The 21881-nt window shown below is 35.8% G+C and carries 21 protein-coding genes; 12 read left to right on the forward strand and 9 right to left on the reverse strand.

The features are described from left to right. Window positions 1-121: 121 nt before the first annotated feature. The 4 genes from PVA17_RS11295 (at window position 122) to PVA17_RS11310 (ending at window position 4619) form a co-directional block, all read left to right on the forward strand. Window positions 122-283 (forward strand): hypothetical protein, encoded by a 162-nt coding sequence (locus tag PVA17_RS11295; protein ID WP_274067732.1) that lies wholly within the window; start codon window positions 122-124, stop codon window positions 281-283. Between the two features lie 225 nt (window positions 284-508). Beyond that, entirely contained in the window at window positions 509-1477 is a 969-nt protein-coding gene (locus tag PVA17_RS11300) for a quinone oxidoreductase family protein (protein WP_274067733.1), read from the forward strand. Window positions 1478-2099: 622 nt separating this feature from the next. Further along, window positions 2100-3557, forward strand: coding sequence for an MBOAT family O-acyltransferase (locus PVA17_RS11305; RefSeq protein WP_274067734.1), 1458 nt, complete (start codon window positions 2100-2102; stop codon window positions 3555-3557). 18 nt (window positions 3558-3575) lie between these two features. Then, complete coding sequence (locus tag PVA17_RS11310; RefSeq protein ID WP_274067735.1) at window positions 3576-4619, forward strand: hypothetical protein; 1044 nt, start codon at window positions 3576-3578, stop codon at window positions 4617-4619. Between the two features lie 62 nt (window positions 4620-4681). Here PVA17_RS11310 and pdxR read toward each other — a convergent pair whose 3' ends face one another. Continuing rightward, window positions 4682-6049 carry a MocR-like pyridoxine biosynthesis transcription factor PdxR gene (gene pdxR / locus PVA17_RS11315; RefSeq protein WP_274067736.1) on the reverse strand — a complete coding sequence of 456 codons (1368 nt, stop codon included), beginning with the start codon at window positions 6047-6049 and terminating at the stop codon, window positions 4682-4684. 94 nt (window positions 6050-6143) lie between these two features. Here pdxR and PVA17_RS11320 point away from each other — a divergent pair, with 94 nt between their 5' ends. The 3 genes from PVA17_RS11320 (at window position 6144) to PVA17_RS11330 (ending at window position 8924) form a co-directional block, all read left to right on the forward strand. Continuing rightward, the gene (locus PVA17_RS11320) at window positions 6144-6740 is read left to right on the forward strand and encodes a GNAT family N-acetyltransferase (protein ID WP_274067737.1); all 597 of its coding nucleotides are present in this window, start codon (window positions 6144-6146) and stop codon (window positions 6738-6740) included. 264 nt (window positions 6741-7004) lie between these two features. After that, window positions 7005-7451, forward strand: a complete 447-nt coding sequence (locus tag PVA17_RS11325) for a MarR family winged helix-turn-helix transcriptional regulator (RefSeq protein ID WP_274067738.1) — start codon at window positions 7005-7007, stop codon at window positions 7449-7451. A 15-nt stretch (window positions 7452-7466) separates the two neighbouring features. After that, the gene (locus PVA17_RS11330) at window positions 7467-8924 is read left to right on the forward strand and encodes an MDR family MFS transporter (protein ID WP_274067739.1); all 1458 of its coding nucleotides are present in this window, start codon (window positions 7467-7469) and stop codon (window positions 8922-8924) included. A 312-nt stretch (window positions 8925-9236) separates the two neighbouring features. On the opposite strand, the gene PVA17_RS11335 is transcribed toward PVA17_RS11330, so the two are convergent. The 5 genes from PVA17_RS11335 to PVA17_RS11355 all read right to left on the reverse strand — a co-directional run bounded on the left by PVA17_RS11335 (window position 9237) and on the right by PVA17_RS11355 (window position 13663). Continuing rightward, window positions 9237-9944 carry an ABC transporter permease gene (locus PVA17_RS11335; protein ID WP_274067740.1) on the reverse strand — a complete coding sequence of 236 codons (708 nt, stop codon included), beginning with the start codon at window positions 9942-9944 and terminating at the stop codon, window positions 9237-9239. Next, on the reverse strand, window positions 9941-10789 hold the full coding sequence (locus PVA17_RS11340; RefSeq protein ID WP_274067741.1) for an ABC transporter ATP-binding protein: 849 nt from the start codon (window positions 10787-10789) through the stop codon (window positions 9941-9943). Before PVA17_RS11340 ends, PVA17_RS11335 begins: the two co-directional genes overlap by 4 nt. A gap of 148 nt (window positions 10790-10937) precedes the next feature. Continuing rightward, complete coding sequence (locus tag PVA17_RS11345; RefSeq protein ID WP_274067742.1) at window positions 10938-11894, reverse strand: LytTR family transcriptional regulator DNA-binding domain-containing protein; 957 nt, start codon at window positions 11892-11894, stop codon at window positions 10938-10940. Window positions 11895-11897: 3 nt separating this feature from the next. After that, the gene (locus tag PVA17_RS11350) at window positions 11898-12485 is read right to left on the reverse strand and encodes a dienelactone hydrolase family protein (RefSeq protein ID WP_274067743.1); all 588 of its coding nucleotides are present in this window, start codon (window positions 12483-12485) and stop codon (window positions 11898-11900) included. A gap of 356 nt (window positions 12486-12841) precedes the next feature. After that, entirely contained in the window at window positions 12842-13663 is an 822-nt protein-coding gene (locus PVA17_RS11355; RefSeq protein ID WP_274067744.1) for a methyl-accepting chemotaxis protein, read from the reverse strand. Window positions 13664-14194: 531 nt separating this feature from the next. On the opposite strand from PVA17_RS11355, the gene PVA17_RS11360 reads away from it, so the two are divergent. Together PVA17_RS11360 and PVA17_RS11365 are read left to right on the forward strand one after the other, a co-directional pair. Then, window positions 14195-15709: a DEAD/DEAH box helicase gene (locus tag PVA17_RS11360; protein ID WP_132363775.1), complete on the forward strand. Its 1515-nt coding sequence runs from the start codon at window positions 14195-14197 to the stop codon at window positions 15707-15709. A 17-nt stretch (window positions 15710-15726) separates the two neighbouring features. Then, window positions 15727-16506 carry a YqhG family protein gene (locus PVA17_RS11365; RefSeq protein ID WP_274067745.1) on the forward strand — a complete coding sequence of 260 codons (780 nt, stop codon included), beginning with the start codon at window positions 15727-15729 and terminating at the stop codon, window positions 16504-16506. Window positions 16507-16545: 39 nt separating this feature from the next. On the opposite strand, the gene PVA17_RS11370 is transcribed toward PVA17_RS11365, so the two are convergent. After that, a complete protein-coding gene (locus PVA17_RS11370; protein WP_132363771.1) occupies window positions 16546-16866 on the reverse strand; it encodes an ArsR/SmtB family transcription factor in 321 nt (106 codons plus the stop codon). Further along, on the reverse strand, window positions 16863-17288 hold the full coding sequence (locus PVA17_RS11375) for an SRPBCC family protein (protein WP_132363769.1): 426 nt from the start codon (window positions 17286-17288) through the stop codon (window positions 16863-16865). Before PVA17_RS11375 ends, PVA17_RS11370 begins: the two co-directional genes overlap by 4 nt. A gap of 174 nt (window positions 17289-17462) precedes the next feature. Here PVA17_RS11375 and PVA17_RS11380 point away from each other — a divergent pair, with 174 nt between their 5' ends. Both PVA17_RS11380 and PVA17_RS11385 read left to right on the forward strand, forming a co-directional pair. Then, a complete protein-coding gene (locus PVA17_RS11380) occupies window positions 17463-18101 on the forward strand; it encodes a LysE family translocator (RefSeq protein WP_274067746.1) in 639 nt (212 codons plus the stop codon). A 556-nt stretch (window positions 18102-18657) separates the two neighbouring features. After that, a complete protein-coding gene (locus tag PVA17_RS11385) occupies window positions 18658-18879 on the forward strand; it encodes a TM2 domain-containing protein (protein WP_132363765.1) in 222 nt (73 codons plus the stop codon). A gap of 439 nt (window positions 18880-19318) precedes the next feature. On the opposite strand, the gene PVA17_RS11390 is transcribed toward PVA17_RS11385, so the two are convergent. Beyond that, complete coding sequence (locus PVA17_RS11390; protein WP_132363763.1) at window positions 19319-20632, reverse strand: short-chain fatty acid transporter; 1314 nt, start codon at window positions 20630-20632, stop codon at window positions 19319-19321. Between the two features lie 296 nt (window positions 20633-20928). Between PVA17_RS11390 and PVA17_RS11395 the strand changes: the two genes are divergently transcribed. Further along, a complete protein-coding gene (locus PVA17_RS11395; protein ID WP_274067747.1) occupies window positions 20929-21807 on the forward strand; it encodes a LysR family transcriptional regulator in 879 nt (292 codons plus the stop codon). Window positions 21808-21881: the final 74 nt, after the last annotated feature.

Consider the following 21881-nt stretch of genomic DNA (forward strand, 5'->3'; position numbering starts at 1 on the left):
CGACGGAAGGAAATCAGAGTGACGGAAAGAAGAGCCCGGGCGACGGAAGGAACAGTCAGAACGACGGAAAGAAGAGCCAGAGCGACGGAAAGAGCGGTCAAAGCGACGGAAGGAAATCAGAGTGACGGAAAGAAGAGCCCAGGCGACGGAAGGAACAGTCAGAACGACGGAAAGAAGAGCCAGAGCGACGGAAAGAGCAGTCAAAGCGACGGAAGGAAATCAGAGACGGAAAGAAGAGCCCAGGCGACGGAAGGAACAGTCAGAACGACGGAAAGAAATCTGAGCTACGGAAAGAAGAGCCAAAGATAGATAGAATCGTCAAAATCGTGGATAGAGCGGTAAAATACATGGATAGAACAGCCAAAATCATGGATAGCCCCGACAAAGCGGCAGTTGGAGTATAGAGATTCTGTTGTATTGTTCTTTCACCATTTTCATTTCAATGGAAATACCTACTATTTATTCCTTTTTATTTTATAATGTAACTATAACAAGGAGGGGGAAATTTATGAAGGCTGTGATCATTAATGAGTTTGGTACTTCTGATGTTTTAAAGTATGTGGAATGTCCAAAGCCCACTATTTCAGCAGGGGAAGTATTAATACGGACGACGTATACGAGTGTGAATTTTGCTGATATTAAAAATAGAAAAGGTAATAAAGCAAAAGCAAATTTCCCAATGATACTCGGCTTAGATGTAGCTGGTGTAGTTGAGGAGGTTTTTGATGGGAACAGTAATTTTAAAAGGGGAGACCAAGTTATTGCATTCCCGAAAAATGGAGCATATGCAGAATATGTGGTGGCCAAAGAGCAGCTAGTCTTTAAAGTTCCGAATGATGTTCCTTTGGAAAAGGCAGCCGCTGTGCCAACGGTTTTGTTTCTATCCTATCTTTTGGCACATCAAATCGCTCCAATTAGCTCAGAAGATAGCGTATTAATTCATGCTGCATCTGGTGGGGTAGGAACGATGCTCATTCAAATGGCAAAAAAGCTAGGTGCCAAGAAGATTATTGGTACTGTTGGTGATATGAGGAAAGCGACAATTGCCCTTGAACTAGGTGCCCATCATGTACTGACATACGATAATTTTAGTGCGAAAGTGAATGAATATACGGATGGTCATGGTGTTAACATTATTTTTGACTCCATTGCCGGGGATATTACGGAAGAGAGTTTTAACTGTTTAGCTCCGTATGGTACGCTAGTGCAATTTGGAAATAGCGGTGGTAAAGCCGGGAATATAAAAACATCTGACTTGCATAGTAGCTGCCGCAATGTGAAAGGCTTTAGTCTTGGAACGACTCGAGCTTCTAACCCTGAAATGCTACAACAAGTTGCACAGGAGATGTTTACCTTATTGAAGGATGAAAGTTTCCAAGTACCAATTGCTAATATCTTTGCATTAGAAGATATGCAGAAAGCGCATGATTTGATGGAAAGTCGTCAGCATCAAGGGAAGATTTTAATTAAAATATAAATAAAAGTAACCTCTGTATAGTGATCAACACGCTATACAGAGGTTATGTTTGTTTTAGATCTTTTAGCTTTAAAAAAGCATGGTTGTGAATCAAACCCACCCATTAATAGAATGAATGCAAACTAGTAAAAACCCTATTAGGAATCACCACATTATTTGTAGGTATTATTCTAACTTTCATTTTTCGACTACAAACAAGAATTTCCTTTAAACAATTGTTAAAATGAGGTATTATTATATAGGTTTTTGTCTTTCTCTACCTTATTTTGAAATCGTTATTTGTTTTAGCTTAACTTTTTAGTATAATATAATATTTGGCCTCTTTAAATACATAATGAATATAACAATGGTATTTATTTCATTTAGATTTTGCGAGTGTATCAATGTTAAAGTGTTATATGGCTAATTTAAGTGATGTAAATATAATATTAAAACATTAAATTTGATAGGCTCTTCACTAAATATTTGTTTAACGTGTGTCGTGTTTTTAGGTTGATTTGTTGGTCCTTTGGATGATCCCTGAGCGCAAGCGAACGCCTTCAGATAAGCGCGGAACGGAAATGTTGTGGTGAGGGGTCTTAAATTTTGAATATAAAGGAATGGCAATTAGGGGAGTGGTGCAATGCTTTTTAATTCCTTTGAATTTATTTTCTTGTTTTTACCTATAACATTTATTATCTATTTTTTATTAAATCGTTTCAGAAACCAGCAATATGCGATCTATTGGTTGGTACTGAGCTCTTTGATTTTTTACGGCTATTTTAAGTTAACTTATTTAGCAATCATCACAATCTCAATAGTTGTGAACTTTGCTTTAAGTCGGATAATTAGTCGTACCAATAGTCGTTGGAGAAAAACGTATATGATAATTGGCGTTATCTTCAATATTATCATTCTCTGTTACTATAAATATACCGATTTCTTTATTGGTAATATAAATAGTTTATTTGGTACAAATTTTGCACTGTTGCACTTATTGCTACCATTAGGACTTAGTTTTATTACATTCCAACAAATTGCTTTTATTGTTGATAGTTATCGTGATGGAACAGCTCATTATAAATTTAGCCATTATGCGCTGTTTATTTTGTTTTTCCCGCAGTTAATTGCAGGACCAATTGTTCAGCATGATGAAATGCTTCCGCAGTATGATACTAAGGGAAATCGTAAAATTATTCATGAACATGTTGCACGAGGTTTATTTATTTTTGCAATTGGTTTAGTCAAGAAGGTTGTTATTGCTGATACGGTAGGCATATGGGCGAATGAAGGCTTTGCCAATTATAGTAACTTAAGTTTTATAGAAGCTTGGATTACCTCATTATCGTATACAGTGCAACTTTATTATGATTTTAGTGGATATTCTGATATGGCGATCGGTTTAGCATTATTATTTAATATTAAACTGCCAGTAAATTTCTACTCTCCTTATAAAGCACGTAATATTCAGGAGTTTTGGAAAAAGTGGCATATGACGTTGAACCGGTTTTTAACTACATATGTCTATTTTCCATTAGGTGGTAGTCGTAAAGGGGCATATAGAACCTATCTAAATATATTAATTATTTTCTTCATCAGTGGATTTTGGCATGGTGCAGGATGGAATTTCATTTTGTGGGGACTGATGCATGGCTTTGCGTCTGTAGTTGTGAGACTTTTTAGTAAAACACGTATTAAGCTTCCGTATTTACTTTCATGGTTTATGACTTTCCAATTTGTTAATATCGCTTGGGTATATTTCCGTGCAACAAGTATTGAGCAAGCAAATACTATTATAGCCAAAATGTTTACGCCAAACATGACAGCTATTACTAATTTCTTTACGGAGCCGCACACGAATTTTGCGCAAGCGGAAGCTTTTAATATTTTGGGACTATCATTCAGTGATCCAATAGTGATTGTTGTAGGACTCTTAATCACACTTGTTATTGCATTTACGGCATTAAATTCTATTCAATTAATGGATAAGATGAAATTTAATTGGGGAGCAATTATTTATACGCAATTTATGATTGCACTAGTGCTAGTATCCATTTACTATATGCAAAAAAATAGTATATTCTTATATTTTAATTTCTAAATAAAGGTGTGAATGAACTTGGATCCGAAAAAATGGTTAGTAAAATTATTTGCCACATCTTTCGTAGTAATAGGATTACCTGTTTTCGGAATTATGGGTTTCAATTATTATATTGACCCTCTTTGGAATTACACACATGCGAATGACTTTAACGACTATCAGCTTGGCTTTGATGAAAGACAATTAAAAACAAATTATATCAATAGCCATGATTTTAACTATGATAGTTTATTAATGGGAACGAGCAGGATTACGTATCTTGATGAGAGGGCTTTTACAAAAGAAAATGTTTATAACTATTCATTGAGCGGGCTGCATATTACAGAATATTTGCCTTACATGAAATATGCTGAAAAGAAAAATGGTAAGCCGTTTAAGAGAATTTTTATTGAGTTATATTTTGATTCGGCAAATGCTGGCAAACCTAGTACATCGAATCCGCCGCAAACTTATATCGAGACGTCGGAGGCACCTTTTTATGCAATAAAGTCCTTATTTTCAGCAAGCACAATGCATTATGCTCTTTTTAATTATGATATTTCAAAAGCAAATCATTACGACGGTGCGCGCAGTTACACACGTCATAATATTGCACAAACTACGTATCCAAATGATGGTATGGAGCTGGGGTGGAAAAAATTCCAGAAGAATTTTAAAGCAGAGACAGCTAAGCCTTTTATGTACGATACCGACTATCGAAAAAGGCTTCAAGCTATAAAAGATGCATTCCCGAATACAGAACTAGTGGTCTTTACAGAATTAATGCCTGCTAAACGGCTTCAGACCATTTTGCATAATGAAAATCGTTACGAGGCTTATAGTAGATGGATGAATGATATGGTAGGTGTGTTTGGTACCGTGTACAGCTTCCATGGTGTGAATGAAGTAACGGCGAATGAGAACGACTTTTTCGACTGGTTGCATTACTACCCAAACGTTGGTAATTTAATCATTGAAGCTTTAGAGAACAGGGAAAAACGATCAACTATTATGCAGACTGTAAATAAAGGGAATCTTGATGAGTACCTTAAAAATGTAGTGGTAGATATTAATATTGACTAAATGATGAAAAGATGACGCTGATATGTACTGTCAGGGTCATCTTTTTTTATCTATAAAAAGGTTTATGGGGATTTCCAAACTGTTGCAAGTAATGCAATGCTTTCGTTAATTTGCTCAACGGTTAGCCCACCATAACCCATAATGACCATAGCATGTTTAGAGCCTTGCTGATAGGAGGATGAGCATGGATAGACTTTAATTCCTACCTCCTGTGCCAGCCTAATGGCATTATGTTCAGATAGCCTTTTTGGTAACTTCATTACGATGTGTAGCCCAGATTTTTCACCAATTACTTCGAATTCCTCAGAAAATTGGGTGTTAATAGCTGCTAGTAACGTCTGTTGCTTTTTACGATAAATGGTACGCATTTTGGCTAAATGCTTATCGAATAAGCCTTGGGCAATGAAATCGGCTAATACAAGCTGATCTATTTTTGAGACAACAGATTTTTGCTCCTGATTAAAAAGCATAAATTTTTCGACTAACGATTTAGGCAAAATCATATAACTAATACGGAGCGATGGGATAAGTGTTTTAGAAAAGGTTCCGAAATAAATAACACGTTGCAGCTGATCCATCTTTGCTAAAGAGGGGATAGGGAGCCCCTTATAACGAAATTCCGAGTCATAATCATCCTCAATAATAAATGCCTTCGCAGAATTAGCCCATTGTAGAAGTTCTGCACGCCGTTCAACCGGCATGACCATCCCGAGCGGAAACTGGTGTGCAGGTGTTGTGTATAACATGTGGATGAATTCTTTCGGTATTGATACCCCTAAGTTATCAACAGGAATAGCATGAGTTATTAATCCACATTGTTGCAATGTTGCACGTACTCTTCTAAAGCCAGGCTCCTCTAAGCCAACATGCGCTTTTTGGCCAAAAAAGTGACAGAGAGCCTGAAGCTGATTTTGTGTACCACTATAAACGAACACCTGTGATGCTTCACAAGTAACTCCTCTTGATCGTTCAACATAGCGAGCGATTTCCGTACGTAATATAGCTTCTCCAGGCCAAGGACTTGTTGTTAAATTATCCACATTAAAGTGCTTTTTCAACAGCTTATGCCAGATTGAAAATGGAAAAGCGTCCTTATCCACATGTCCGTTATTAAAATCAAATTTTATAGTATATGTAGTTGGTGTTATAGCTGGGGATATGTGCTGATTTTGCTGCTGTTCCCATTCAAATTCAAAGGGCGCTATAAAATAACCAGAGCGTTCCTTACTATAAATATAGCCTTCAGCTAGTAATTGTTCATAAGCTTCTTTAATCGTATGGACACTAACACCAAGCGTTTTAGCCAGCGTTCGTTTAGATGGCAATTGCTCATGGGCCAGTATTTTCTTCCCTAAAATGGTTTGTTTTAATTCCTCGTAGATTTGCACGTATTTCGACGCATCTCCAGTAAATGAGATCGATAACTCCAAAATATTGCACCTCCTGGTATGGTGTATTTTAAAAAAATTGGTTCTACCTATCATATCAAAAATATCGTTAAATAATAAAAAAGGAGTGAAGCATATGAATTTTAAAGCATTAGAAAATGAGGTAGTATTACTGAAGCCGTTAGAACAACAGGACACGCAAGGGTTATTGGAAGCAGCTAGTTATCCAGAGATATGGCCCCACATGTCCACAACAATTGAGAAAATGCTCGATGTGAATAACTTTGTGGACAAGGCATTAGCAACAAAGCGTGAAAAAACTGAGTTTCCATTTGTAATTGTGGATAAAAAATCTGAGCAAATCATTGGTTCGACTCGGTTTATGGACATTGATGAAACGCATAAACGACTTGAAATAGGTACTACATGGATAACACCGGCTTTTTGGCGTACGGCCATTAATACGAATTGCAAATATTTATTATTACAATACTGTTTTGAGGTACTCAACTTACAACGTGTTCAAATTAAAACAGACCACGAAAATTTACGTTCTCAAAAGGCGATTGAACGTTTAGGGGCAACAAAGGAGGGGGTCTTACGTAATCATATGGTACGGAAGGATGGTACGACTCGTCATACTGTGATGTACAGCATTACGCTACAAGAATGGCCACAAGTGAAAAAACATTTGCAGCAGTTGCTAGTTGATACTACAGAGAAATTGGGGTAAAAAGAATGGTCAACCCTGTAGCGCTAAAGACAAGTAGTTGTACAAAAGGATTGATTTCATCCTTACTAGTTTAATATGTTGTACATTTTTTATTTTTTACATTAATAACAGGATTTGTAAGTTTATACTTTGAATATAGGTACAGCATTAGTTAGAGTCCGGTAGTAGAGGTTATCATACCTTTTATTAGTTCGTATATTGACTATTTTTCTGGACTTTGCTACAATCCAATTGTCAATATATTGACTTTATGGAGGGTACGATATGAAAAAAGAACGAGATGAAATGTATTTGGATATTATGTTAGACGTTTTTCGTGCATCTAGTTTACTTAGAAGAATTGGAGGCGGATTGGCACAACAAGTTGGTTTAAAAAGTGCACAACAATGGATGATTTTGGGGACCATTCTGCGCGAGGAAGAAGTAACCTTAAAAGATCTTCGCTTAGATACGTTAGTTACGAAACAAACAATTACTGGGCTTGTTGAACGTTTACAAAATGGGGAGTATCTCGAGACATTTCCAGACGCTGAAGATCGACGGATTACTAGAACAAGATTGACTTCAAAAGGAAAAGATACTATGAGACAAATCAAACCATTATGTGAAGAAAGTAACCGAAATTCATTTTCAGTTTTAACCGACGAGGAATTAGAAAGTTTATCCAGCTCCTTAAGCAAACTTGTTCAACATTTAAACCTTGAGGAATAATTAAGGAGGGTATTAATGAATAGAAAGACGAATACAAGAAATGTTACGGTGGCTATTTTCATTGCCACTTTTTTATCTGCAATTGAGGGTACTATCGTAGGAACCGCGATGCCGAAAATGGTAGGTGATTTAGGTGGTATAGAAATGATGAGCTGGGTTGTTTCTGCCTATCTAATGACCCTATTAATCACTACCCCAATATACGGAAAGCTAGCGGATTTATTTGGTCGCAAAATGATGTTTAATATAGGAATAACAATATTTTTAATCGGGTCTATTTTATGTGGCTTATCCGAAAACATGTTACAGCTTATTATTTTTCGAGCACTTCAAGGCATTGGAGCCGGTGCTTTATCCAGTATAACCTTTACGATCATCGGAGATATTTATCCCTTTGAGCAACGAGCAAAAGTACAAGGTTGGCTCAGTAGTGTATGGGGAATCGCAGGAATTGTCGGTCCTTTAGTTGGAGGAATTTTAGTTGACTATGTTTCTTGGCGATGGGTATTTTATTTAAACATTCCATTTGGGTTCATTTCTATGTTTTTATTGTTTATTTCTCTGCATGAAACATTTGAAAAGAAAAAACGATATATTGATTATAGCGGAATTATTACTTTTACCATTGCAATTATCTCTTTATTGTACATATTAAATCGGCCATGGGAATCAATGCTTACTCTACTAACCTTATCCGTAAGTATTATAAGCTTTATACTTTTTATTATTATTGAACGTAAATCCCCAGAGCCACTTATTCCATTACAACTTTTTTCGCTTCGTCCCATTACAGTAGCTAACTTAGCTATTTTCTTATTAGGCTCTGTGTTTATTGTTATTTCATTCCACATTCCTTTATGGATTCAAGGCGTTTATGGTGGTGGAGCAACCGAATCAGGATTAGTTATGATACCAATCTCAATAATGTGGCCTCTATGCTCCATTATAGCTGGCAGGCTTATCTCTAAAAAGTCTTTTAGATTTATTACTTTGTTGGGTTCTATTATTATTTTTATCGGTTGTTTAGGATTGTCATCAGCTTCAATTGAAACGCCTGTATGGTTATTTATGATTTATACAGCGTTCATTGGTGCAGGAATGGGATTCGCTACCACAACATATACAGTAGTGGTTCAGTCTGAAGTTGACTGGAAATTAAGAGGAATATCAGTTGCATCTTTTCGATTTATGCAGAGTTTAGGTCAAACAATCGGAATTGCAGTATTTACAGCTATCTCTATGACACAAGCGACAAAATATCTAAGTAAACAGCAAGATTCATCACATATAGATGTTAGTCAGATATTCAATAATAACCATGATACTGCACTTTCAAACTCAAATTTACAAAGCATAAAAGAAGCCATTGCGTTTGGATTACATAAGGAATTTTTGATTTTATCAGTAATTATCATAATTACTTGTTTCGTAGCAACACGAATAACACAATCGAAATCTCCTTTAGAAAAATGAAATTAACAACGGATTAAACTTTTTATTACATCGGGCTTTATTTTATCAAGACTTCAAACTAACCTACATCCTTACATATATTTTCTCAGCAAAAAAAGTAAACCGCCCCAGCATACGAGTAGTTTAAAACCTTGATGTACTAAGCCCTTTGAAGCGAATTGTCTTGTTACGGTTCAGTTAGAACGCACATCTTTTAACACGATTTTATAAATAAAAGCTGAACTAAATTGTTTGAATTAGTTCAGCTTAAAAATACCTCTTTATAATGTTATAAATTATGGTATTACTCTAACTCTTGACTTTTAATTAAAATTAGTCGACCATTCTCTTTTTATAAATAAATCCTGCTACAATCCAAGTTACTAGTGACCAAACGATGATTGAAGCTATTGGAATAATGACATCCGGTGTTGTGTATGATCCTTCTAAAGCTTCAGCTAATAGTACTAATTGAGAGCTTGGTAACCATTCAGCAATCTTTACAATCGGACTAGCAGAAGATAAAGCTAGTGCAAGAGGGCCGCATGAGAAAATAAGGACAACAGGTAGAGTGATAAGAGATCCTTCCATAATCGTTTTGGAGAATAATCCACATAATGTTCCTAGTGCAATATAAAACACAGTTGAAAGTATTAAAGCGATAGCTAAGATGAAAAGGTTAGCTGGGTTATAGCCAGCGATGAATATAGTTAAGGCTACAACTACCATTGTAATGATAAAGACAAACAAGCTTTTACCGATTAAAATATCGCCAAGTGAAGCAGGGGAAAGCATGAGACTGCGAAGCGTATTTTTTTCTTTCTCTTCTGCAATTAGACAGCATTGTACGTAGGTAGTCACCATAGAAAATGCCATATTAATTGAAAGAATATAGATGGCGATAGTAGCGGAGCCCGATTTATTATACAAAAATGCAAAGACAAGTGGCATAAATACCATAACGGATACCGCGTAGTTACGTGAAAATTCCTTATAATCCTTCATAAAAATAGCCTGAATACGTGACATTGAAATGTTCATACTAAATCACTCCCTGTTATTTGCATAAAAATATTCCCTAGTGTAGGCTCGTTCGTATATATCCGAGAAACTTCGTTAGATTGCATCCAATGAAACAGTTTTTCAGCATCCTGTGTTCCATTTTGAATGACCTCACTAGCACCATTTTTTAGTTCAACTGTAATAGAGTCATCGCCAAACTCCTTTTTCAAGTCCTTTGGCGCACCAATTGCTCGAATTTTACCTTTATGTAAGAAGGCTACACGATCACAAAGTATTTCGGCTTCACTCATATCATGTGTTGTTAAAAATATTGTCGTACCCATCTCGTTTAATTTGCGCAAGCCATTATAAATATGCTGTGTATTAACAGGATCGAGAGCAGAAGTTGGCTCGTCTAAAAATAATAATTCGGGTTTATGCATGATAGCACGTGCAAGTGTAACACGTTGCATCATTCCTTTAGAAAGCTGACTAATCTTCTTTTTACGATCGCCGTATAAGTTAACAAAATCCAACGCTTCTTTTATGGATGATTTAGGTAATTGATATAAATTACTGAATAGTAATAAATTCTCCTCGATTGAAAGACGCGTATATAGTCCGCTATTATCCGTTAAAATACCGAAGCGTTTACGATTATTACTTTGTTTCATCTCATTTGCGGGGCGGCCAAACAATAAAACGTCGCCAGCAGTTTTTTCAGTTTGTGCTGTTAATATTTTTATAGTAGTAGTTTTTCCGGATCCGCTAGGTCCAAGAAAGCCGAATATTTCACCTTTTTGAATGGAAAATGAAACATCTTGTAATGCTGTTTCCTTATTAAATGTTTTTTTCAAATGCTGAACATCGATTACTGCGTTCATTTGAAAACCTCCCTATGTTGTTGTTCATATCTACACTATAAGGGACAATAAGGGTCTCAACATTAAATTACAGGTGAAAGGCTGTGAAATGACCTTTAGTGGCGAAATATATCAGCTGACAGGAGTCGTTTATTTCCTGGGAAATCTACTAAATTCCGAGTATTTCCTTTAAATCTGCGAGTTTATTTTTCGACAAAGGTACTACGGTCTTTTCATTGCTGTTTAAGGCTAAGCTATAGCTATTGCGAGTCCACGTAATGATTTCCCGTACCTTTTGTAAGTTCACGATATAAGAGCGATGACTTCTAAAGAAGCCGAACGGTGTCAGTTTTTGCTCAAGATCATTTAATGATAATGTACATGGAAAGGCTTCACCTGCAACATATAGTGAAACAATACCCTCAACACTTTCGATATAATCGATTTCCGGGGGATTAAATAAAATAATCTTATCATTTTTCTTTGTAGGGATTTTATCAAGTCGAATCGGTACGTTTTCTTGAGAGGGGGGAGTTGGTTCAGTTCCATCCTCTTTAACGTCTAATGCATGTATGCCCGTAATATCCAGTCTATGTACTTCTGTACTCGAAATAATTAAATCCTCAAGATTGTTAGATAATAAAATGACTGTTTTATTCTTTTTTCGAAGTGCATCCAATAGCTGAATGACGTTTTGCTTAGAAAATTCATCTAGGTTTTGGAATGGCTCTTCTAAAACATATATGTGTGCCTGATTGAGATATGTATGAATCAATTTTAAACGTTGCTTTTCTCCATTCGAAAGCTTGCTAATTTTAATGCTTTTTTGCTCCATTAAAGCAAATAATTTTAATAGATCCTCCATCTTTTCAGAAGAAGCATTGAAAAGCTTTAAGCAAAAGTTAATATATTCTCGAACCGTCAGTCGCTCATACAAGGCATTTTCACGAAAATGTGTATACGTATTACTTTGCTTCGAAAACCATTGTGTTAATGTATGTATTTTTGACACATCCGTATGGATGCCGATAATAATACCTGGCTGCATAGATAGGTGAAAGTTTGGATAAATTACATTTCCTCCTTCTATATAAGGGTCAATAATTATGCTTTCATTTTGGTTCATTACTTAGTCCTCCTTGCCTTCATTTGATTCCAAAAATAGCGAGATTTCAGTTTGCGATTGTAAAAAACTACCATGCAGATAGTTTGCGTTATGAAAGTCCATAAAACCGTGCTGACCTTTATATTGTTTCGTTTGAACAAATGGAAATGTATCGAGTATTTCTTTTAATTCGTGGACATTAAAACTTTTCTCATAACTTGGTAAAATAACGAGCGTCGGACAGGAGGGGCTTATATCCAAGTATTGGCGAATGCGTGAACCATAAACGCAAATGATACCTTGTAATGGTAGCGAGGATAGTCTCCAAGCTAATGTTGCACCTACACTAAATCCGATTAAAAGTACTTCATCAAAATGTGTCCTAGCGTCTAATATTTTTTCGGTTAGTTTACCGAGAGGAGCATCAAAGCCAACTTCACTTATGAAATATTCATAGGCTTCCTGTTCTTGTTCATATTGAAATATTCTATCGTCTGAATATAAAGAAATGCATTCAACAGTAGTGTTAGCATTGCAGTATGCTTCAGCTTGCATTTTTATAAAATCGTTGACGCCATAAATCTCATGTAGAATGAATATTTTCCTTGTCATGTTGACCTCATTTTTTGTTTTTTTTCAATAGTGTACCAAAAAGTAATCATACAGGGTTCATCACCAAAAGTTGTGGCTGACTTTTTGTTAAAACGTCTACTATGTAAATAGTTGACCTTCGTTCCGACTGGGCGACTCCTTGGGGGTCAGCAATAGAGGAACGAAGGATAAAAGCATCACATCCTGTGATAACGCCTTCGTGACCAACATCGTGCTGCTGCCGCTACGTTTCACTCACGCTTTCGCGCAAAAGACATCTGTTGGCCCGCCTAAAAGTAAAAAATCCGCGCAGACTTATGTGGTTCTAGATTGACCACAGAAAGCGAGCCGGATTTTTCCGTTGATATATGCCTTTATTACATTACGTTAGACATAAAACCCTTCATTTCGATACTAAGCGTATTAAGCTCATCAATGATTTCACTAAAGTCCTGAACAAGTTGTGCCTGTTCGTTTGTGGCACCATTTATTTGAGTCATGTTTTGCTTTAAATTTTCAAGATTATGATTGATGCTTCGAAGTGAGGTTTCAATGTTATCAGTAGCAATAGTTGTTTCAGTAGACAGCTTGCGAACTTCTTGTGCAACTATATTAAAACCGGCACCATGTTGACCTGCACGTGCTGCCTCAATTGATGCATTTAATCCGAGTAAATTGGTTTGACGAGAAATATTTTTTATCAAATCCGTAATACCATTTGTTTTTTCAGCATCCTCTAAAGCAAATTGTGTCTGCTTATTAATTTCCTCACTAGTTGCAGCTAGCTCCTCCGAATGAGAGGCGATTGTATGTACTTTATCCTGTAGATTCTGGATAATATCATTCATAGTAACAATATATTTCTCCATTTGTAGAGAATGGTCATTAGGTATTCCAAAGGCTAGCGCGCCTACGATTTGTCCATTTTCACGAACTGGAAAAGAAAATGCGTTAAATTCCACACCATAAAATTCTTTTGGTACAGGTGCATCAGTACTTTTGCCTTTAAGTGGGAGATGTAAAATTACATCACCTGGGAGAATTTTTTGTCCAATTTTATACCCAGAATCTATCCGTTTCCCAGGTAAATAAGCAATAATACTCTCACTCTCTTTATCTACTAATCCAATCATGGACTCGCCTTTCATAGCTGAATGAATGTAAGGCATTGTCAATGTCAATGCTTCAAGAATTTTCATAGTAACCTCCTCGTTATATGTAAGCCCTATTAAATTAGGCATAATCTCGTTTTTAAAGCGTTATTTTTTGGAAAAGTGATACTTCTTTAATTGTATGAAAAAAGGAAGTAAATAAAAAGACTATCTTAATACCATTATCCTTTTAAATTGTACGAAATTAAGGCAATATATTATGAATTTGCTAAAAAAGGAGTAGGACTTTTGCGCAGTGCAAAACGTGGGGTTGATTTCCGTTCATGCTGTCGCTTCACTGTAAGGTTCCATCTTTGACGCTGATCCCCAAGGAATCACCCAGCCTCCACTACAATTAACTACTTCGCTAAGAATATATCTTCAGCAATGTTTTACCTTTGCGAAAGCGATAACAGAGGTCTTAGCATCTATTTTTGAAACGCATAAAATTGATAAAAGTTCTAAGCTTTATTGATTGAACTGATGGAAAAACTCATCAGAAGTTTTTCTTTCGCAAAAGTTTAACATAGCTTTTTCTTTTTTGGACAACCTAAACTTTAGAAATAATGGTATGAGGTGATGATCATGAAAATAGAAAGGTCGTCCGAATGGGAAGAAGGCTTTATCAATAAACTGCATGAACATGGAAAATGGGATAGTTGGACATTGTACAAGATGAATTATGACATTGTGAAAATGAAGCTAATTCCTGATTTCACAGGTTTACAGGCAACGAAGTATTTACCAAATTTAAAGCCGCTTAAGCATCAGTTGGAAGCAGCAGAGACAGTCATTGAACGTATGAATGGTAAGGCGATTTTAGCTGACGAAGTAGGTCTAGGTAAAACGATTGAAGCAGGTTTAGTTTTAAAGGAATATTTGATTCGTGGCCTTGTAAAAAAAGCATTAATATTAGCGCCAGCATCTCTTGTTAATCAGTGGGTTGAAGAATTAAATATAAAGTTTCACATTCCGGCAGTAGCTTATAAGAAAAATGTTCAGATTGAGCGCCATGATGTCCTTATTATGAGTATGGATACGGCAAAGAAGAGTCCTCACAAAGAGCGAATTTATGAGCAGGGTTACGACATGATAATTATCGACGAGGCTCATAAATTAAAAAATCATAAAACACAAATTTATGAATTCGTCCAAAGCTTAAAGAAAAAGTTCTGTTTATTATTAACGGCTACACCGATTCAAAACGATGTCTTTGAATTATTTTATCTTATTTCCTTACTTAAGCCTGGTCATCTTGGCAATTATGATACATTTCAAGCTGCATTTTCGGCAAGTAAGCATGATTTAGAGCATGATGATTTTTTAAAGGAATTAGTGAATCAGGTGATGGTGAGGAATAGGAGAGAAGACACGGGTATTGAATGGACAAATCGCCGTGTTCAAATTATTCCGATCGAATTCACGAAGGAAGAAGAGGAAGTTTATAATCTGCTTGGAACGCTTCAAAATACAGGCTCATTTTCAATGATTACATTGCAAAAGGAAATGTGTAGTAGCAAGGAAGCAACAGGTTTAACATTAACTAAAATGCTTGAAGACAATGCACAGCCACAAGAAATTGAAGGAATACTAGCAAAATTAATGGCTTTAGAAGTGAATTCAAAGGCGAAAAAGACCCTTGAAATAGTCGAACAGGCCAAAGACAAAGTAATTATATTTACAGAGTATAGAGCTACGCAAATTTACTTGCAGTGGTATTTACATTCTAACGGTATAACGAGTGTCCTATTCAACGGTAAATATAATAAAAGTAAACGTGATTATATGAAGCATCTTTTTAAGGAAAGGGCACAGGTTCTAATCGCAACAGAGGCAGGCGGCGAAGGGATTAACCTTCAATTTTGTCATCATGTCATTAACTATGATCTGCCCTGGAATCCTATGAAGCTAGAGCAACGAATAGGGCGCGTACATCGATTAGGGCAAGAGCATGATGTCCATATTTATAATCTGGCTATTGTCAATACGATTGAAGAGAACATATTAGCATTGCTTCATACGAAAATTGATGTGTTCGAAAAGGTAGTAGGCGATTTAGATGCGATTCTATCTAACTTTAAAGAATCTGTTTAGTGTAAGGGAGAAGGACCATGTATCCACAGCAAGTTCATAGTTATTTACGCCAATTTTTTAATGAAACTAATTGCCCTATATTAGGAGAAGATCAGCATTATCTTACTGTACAATTAACGGTTGATATTGATAAAAGAATAATGAATCGCCCTTTTTATTGGCAATACGTAGAAGCTACAAACAGTGAGGCAAATCCAGCTCAAGTAACTTTCATTACAAATCAAACAGCATCAGCAGGGAACCTTTATGGAGAAGCTATTCATTTTGGTTCTCCAAGAATGAACCAGCTTTTTCAAGCAACAAGGGAGCTAGGAGCTTATGTTCAGCTTTTTGAAAAGGTGGATAATGAAATAGGGCAAGTTATCCTAACGCCTTGGCTAGGTGTCAACTTTAAAGTGTCGTATTGCTGCGATCGAACGAAAGAAACACTTTATTCATTTGGCATAAACTTGTTAACCGGGATCATAAAAGAGGATTTTCAAGAGACGATTTGTACATCTGAATTTGACACTGTCCCAGCAGACAATGCTTTTCATGTTCAATATATCATTAAGCCTCTTAGAGCACTCGAAAGATTACATGCTACTATTGAACAGATTATTGAACGGGATGACCATTCATGGGCTACCGAAGCAAAAAAACGATGGCAGCATGATCAACGTGTACTTGATTATTTTTATGAGGAAGAAGAAGAGAAGCCAGAATGCTATGACATCGAAAAGAAGGCGTTAGAGGAACAATACGATACAAAAATTAAAATAGAAATTATTAATGGTGGTTTATTTTATCTTTATTAAACGAGGAGCTGTCTAATAGTAGGGACAGCTCCGTTACATTTAATTTTCTTCAAAAATACTTTGTAATTGTGCCAATTTATTATCCCAAAATAAATCAAAGTACTGAAGCCAGTCTTCAATTTCTTTTAGTTTTTCGGCATGTAATGTGTATATTTTTTCTCGTCCCTTTTTCTGAGCAGACACTAGCTCAGCTTGCTCTAAAATTTTCAAATGCTTTACAACAGCAGTTCTGCTTATAGAAAAATTCTCAGAAATAAGTGAGATCGGTTTATCACTTGCGGCAAGTAGCTGTAGGACATGACGTCTTGTTGGATCAGCGATTGCTTGAAAAACATCATACTTTACAGCAAGTTGTGTCATTGTGATTCCACAACTTCTTTTAATTTTTTGCCGATCAGCATTGTCCAGCCGCCCTCCATTGTTGTACGAATGGCTTCAGCAGGCATGTTAGCTTTAGGAATGATATGTGAAGCTTCTTTCCAGCCACCATGTGTTAATGTGAATTCAGTTTGCTCACCAAGTTCTTTCAGTTCAAAAGTGACAAACCATCCATCTGTATCCCATGCAAAACGAACAAAATGTGGAGCATCTACTTGTTCAACTCGACATGGTGAAGGACCAAACGGTGATTGAATTGTAAACTCATGACCTTCAACAGGCTTAAAATCATTTGGCATAAGCCAAGAAGCAATCTTTTCAGCATCCGTTACTGTTTCCCATACTTTTTCAATCGGTGCATTGAGTGTAACTGTTTTAACAATATTCTCTAGTTTTTCTGTCATTTAAAATGAACTCCTTCGCTAAAATATAACCTTAAGGTGTTACGAATATATAACACCTTAAGGTTATATGTCAATTATAAATACATTGGATAAATTTTCACTGTGTCTTTTTGTGAATCCTTATTTATGTTAAAATTATTTTTATAATTTTCTGACTAATAGGGGGGCGTTAAAGTGGTGAACATATCTGTGTTTTTATTAATGTGCATTTTATTAATTATTTTGCCTGGTCCGGATACCGCCATTGCAACAAAAAATACACTTACCGTAAGCAGAAAGGGAGGCTTACAAACTTTACTCGGTTCGTGCTGTGGATTATTGATCCATACTTTTGCAGCGGTTATTGGACTTTCCGCGATTATTGTAAAGTCAGCATATGTATTTACCATTTTAAAATACGTCGGCGCGGTTTATTTATGCTATTTAGGTATTAAAACTTTATGGGCACTACGATTAATACGTACACAGTCTCCAGTTGTACAAGACGAAACCCAAATTGAACATAAATATTCAGAGCAATCATGCTTTAAACAAGGCTTCTTAACGAACGTTACAAACCCAAAGGTGGCTGTATTTTTTCTAACATTTTTACCTCAGTTTGTAGATGGTAAAAGCGGTACATTTATGCCATTTCTTATAATGGGGCTTATTTATACTGCATTAACGGGATTTTGGTTTGTATTTTATGTTTACTTGTTGGATAAAATTAGCGCATTTATGAAAAAGCCAACGACGAAAACGGTTATCGAAGGATTGACAGGTGTAGTACTAATTGGGTTTGGCATTAAGCTAGCATTCGAGAAAGCCCACTAATGTTAAATGGACTAAACTAATAAGAGGATATTATGTTCAATATAAGAGCATATATCCTCTTTTTTTATATATTAGATTTGTTAATTAGGAGGCGTAGTGATGTCTTTAGACCGAGCGTTAAATATTTTTTATGGGTGAAGTGCTATGAGGGAACAAGAGGTTCTCATGAGAAAATCCATTCTTATGTATAACTAATGCGATTGAAAAATGTATTACTCATCAGATAGAAGTTATATGGTAACGATGTTACTTTGCTTCTTTCTATGTTATTTCGGAGTTCACCACTTCTAGGCTAGAAAGATAATAATGATTGTAACTTTAGATAGATTGCTTGGGTATCTAGGTATTAATCAATGTTTATGATTGTTTTCGGCAAAATCACATAAGATCTACATAATAAATAGCAATGCATAAGGGCTGATCAACTATGATTGAAAGGCACTTTTTTAGCCATAAAAGATAGATTAAGGTGTTGAGAAAAACGTCAAAGAATGGTAGACTTTTGGATGGAAATTGAGTAAATTCTTTACATAATAAAAGAAAGGAGATTGATAAAATGCAACAACAAACTTCGGAAAAAAACTATATAGCAATGATTTTACTATGTTTCTTTTTAGGCAGTCTAGGAATACATCGCTTCTACGCAGGTAAAATTGGTACTGGTATTTTAATGATTATAACTTTGGGTGGACTAGGTATCTGGACATTGATCGATTTAATTATGATTATTGTCGGCAAATTCAAAGATCAAGAAGGACTGGAAATAAAACCTTCTTAACAATAATGAATGAGGCGTTGGCTAACTGCGGTTACCTAGCGCTTTTTTTTATGGAGAACATTGAATGTGCTAGCCAGTTAACCGATATCCAAAGTCGTTTATTTAAAGAGCAGCTTTTTGGTCATCGTCTTGCTGGCTTGTTGTTTTTGTACTTCAATTTGATTTTTAATGATTTCTTCGATGTCGTCCATAGCAATGTTGCTGGCTGCATTTAAGTCTGCATTAGCTTCGTGTTTGCAGTTAATACATTTGAATGGTTCTTAAGTTGATCGATACACTTCTTTCTTCATTTTGTTGTGAATCAGAGTTAATTTGTGCGGTGCAACATTACCTCTTAACAGCATTTTGAACTAACGAGTGTATTAGTGAATTACACCCGGAGGGTAAATAAAAAACTTCACGGATAAACATCCAGTGAAGTTTAAAACTCTATATTTAGTTAGAAGAAAAGGAAGCCGATGCTAATAATAATGCCTGTAAAGATTAAAACGAATAAACAGAAGCCCATTATATCCCTAGCTTTTAAGCCAGCGATTGCAAGGGCTGGTAGTGCCCAGAACGGTTGAATCATATTCGTCCAAGCATCACCCCACGCGATTGCCATAGCAGTTTTAGCGTAGTCGGCACCTAAAGTGGTTGCAGCGTCTAACATAATAGGAGCTTGTACTGCCCATTGTCCACCGCCTGATGGTATAAAGAAGTTAACAAGTCCTGCTGAGAAAAATGTAAACAAATAAAATGTATGTTCATTGGAAATATGAACGAACCATTGTGAGAATACGGCAGCTAAACCAGAAGCGGTCATCATGCCCATAATCCCTGCATAAAACGGGAATTGAAAAACGATACCTGTTGTCGTTTTAATGGCATCTTGTGCAGCAGCAAGGAAGCGCTGTGGTGTCCCGTGGAAAATGACCCCTAATACAATAAAAATCGTATTAATCACATTTAAATCAAGAACAAAGCCTTTCGTCATAAAATGATGTACTAAATAAACAAGTCCGATAATAGCTATTAAAATCGTTAAAATATAACTACGTTCAGAGCGGCTGGCAAAGTTGTTTTCGGGCTTAGGTAACTCTGTTTTTTCTTCAACTAATAAAGCAGGGTTAACTACAACCGTATCTTCTTCCTTTGGCATCATCCAACGATTAAACAACGGTAAAGTAAAGACGATAACGATGACTATAAATAAGTTATATGTTGAAAAAAGTGTAACATTTGTTGGTATGATCCCCATAATGTCAGCGAACTTATGACCTTCAGTTGCTATGGATAACGGAATTGAGCCAGCTAATCCCCCATGCCAAATTACGAAGCCTGAGTAGGCACTAGCAATTAATAAGCGATAATCTACCGTTTTAACGTGACGAGCAATTTCCTTTGCAAAAAGGGCACCAATGACAAGTCCGAATCCCCAGTTAATCCAGCAAGCTAATAGTGATACGAATGTAATAATAATAATTGCCATACCTGGTGTTTTTATTTTACTTGCAATGGCTGCTAAGCCCTTTTTAAAGACTGGGCTATTCGCCAAAATGTGACCTGCAGCCAAGACAATCACCATTTGCATTGTAAATTCCAATAGTTTCCAAAAACCATCTCCCCAATAAATTACCATATCGAGCGGAGAAGAATCTGTTAATGTAACCCCTAATAATAACGTCAATACGGTGAGTATAGTGACAAATATATATGGATCAGGTAAATATTTCTCCATAATAGCATTTGAAATTCTCGTTAACGTTTTCATGTTAAAATTCCCCCTTCCTTTTCGTCCATCCCTTACTGCTAATTGTACATAGAAATACGAATTAGAAAAGATAAAATTGGTATTAAGTACGATAAAACAAGCGTAATGTAGAAATAAAGTCGCTGTTGTTATTGCTGAATTAAATACTATTGAAATCATAACAAAACCTTAGCGCTATTGTTTTGATCTACTTATTTTGAAGAAGAAGGATTGCTAGAATATGAGGAGAATTTATTATTACATAGCGGTTTGGGGAATATTTTTTATAACAAATTAGAATAAATGGGGGTATGTATATGGAGTTGCGAGATTTACAAGCATTTATGACTGTCGTTGAACATGGGAGCTTTACAAAGGCAGCTAATGAATCCTTTGTATCACAACCTTCATTAAGCAAAAGCATTAGAAAGTTGGAGAATGCGCTTCATGTAGAGTTATTAAACCGATCTACACGCAATATAGAGTTAACAGACGCAGGTAGTATCGTCTATAAACAAGGACAAAAAATAATACGTTCTGTACACGATTTACATATATTATTGGATGATTTATCGAGCATCGAAACAGGTACGATTAAATTAGGGATACCACCATTAATTGGCACACTATTTTTCCCTGAAATCGCGCGAAAGTTTCATAAGCAATATCCAAAGGTGCATTTAGAGCTCGTGGAACGTGGAGCTAAAATGATCGGAACATTAGTAGAAAATGGCGATGTTGATATGGGGATTGTTGTCATACCTACAGACGAAAGGAAATTTACCATCCAATCATTTGTGGAGGACCAATTTTTTGTCTTTATTAATGAGTCCCATCCATTGGCTCAGCAGGACCGTATTCTATTACAAGATTTAAAAAATGAATCATTCATTATCTTCACAGAGGAATTCACACTGCATGATTATGTTATAAAATCATGTAAAAGCGCAGGATTTACACCAATAATCGGCTATAAAAGCTCGCAATGGGATTTAATAGTGGAACTAGTTTCCTCGAATTTAGGGGTGACACTTTTACCATATTCAATAGCTGCAAAGCACACGAATAAAAATGTCAAAATTATTCCGTTACTTCATTTTGACATGCCATGGCGTTTAGGTGTTATTACGAAGAAGAATACATATCAATCTTTTGCCTTAAAGCAGCTACTCAATACAATACGTTCTGAAAATTGATTTATGCACTTTTAGAATAAATAATATTCTAATTTATTCCTTTACTTATAAAATAGTATTAAGGTAGAATTTTT

Source organism: Lysinibacillus sp. CNPSo 3705 (assembly GCF_028674935.1).
Taxonomy (GTDB): Bacteria; Bacillota; Bacilli; order Bacillales_A; family Planococcaceae; genus Lysinibacillus.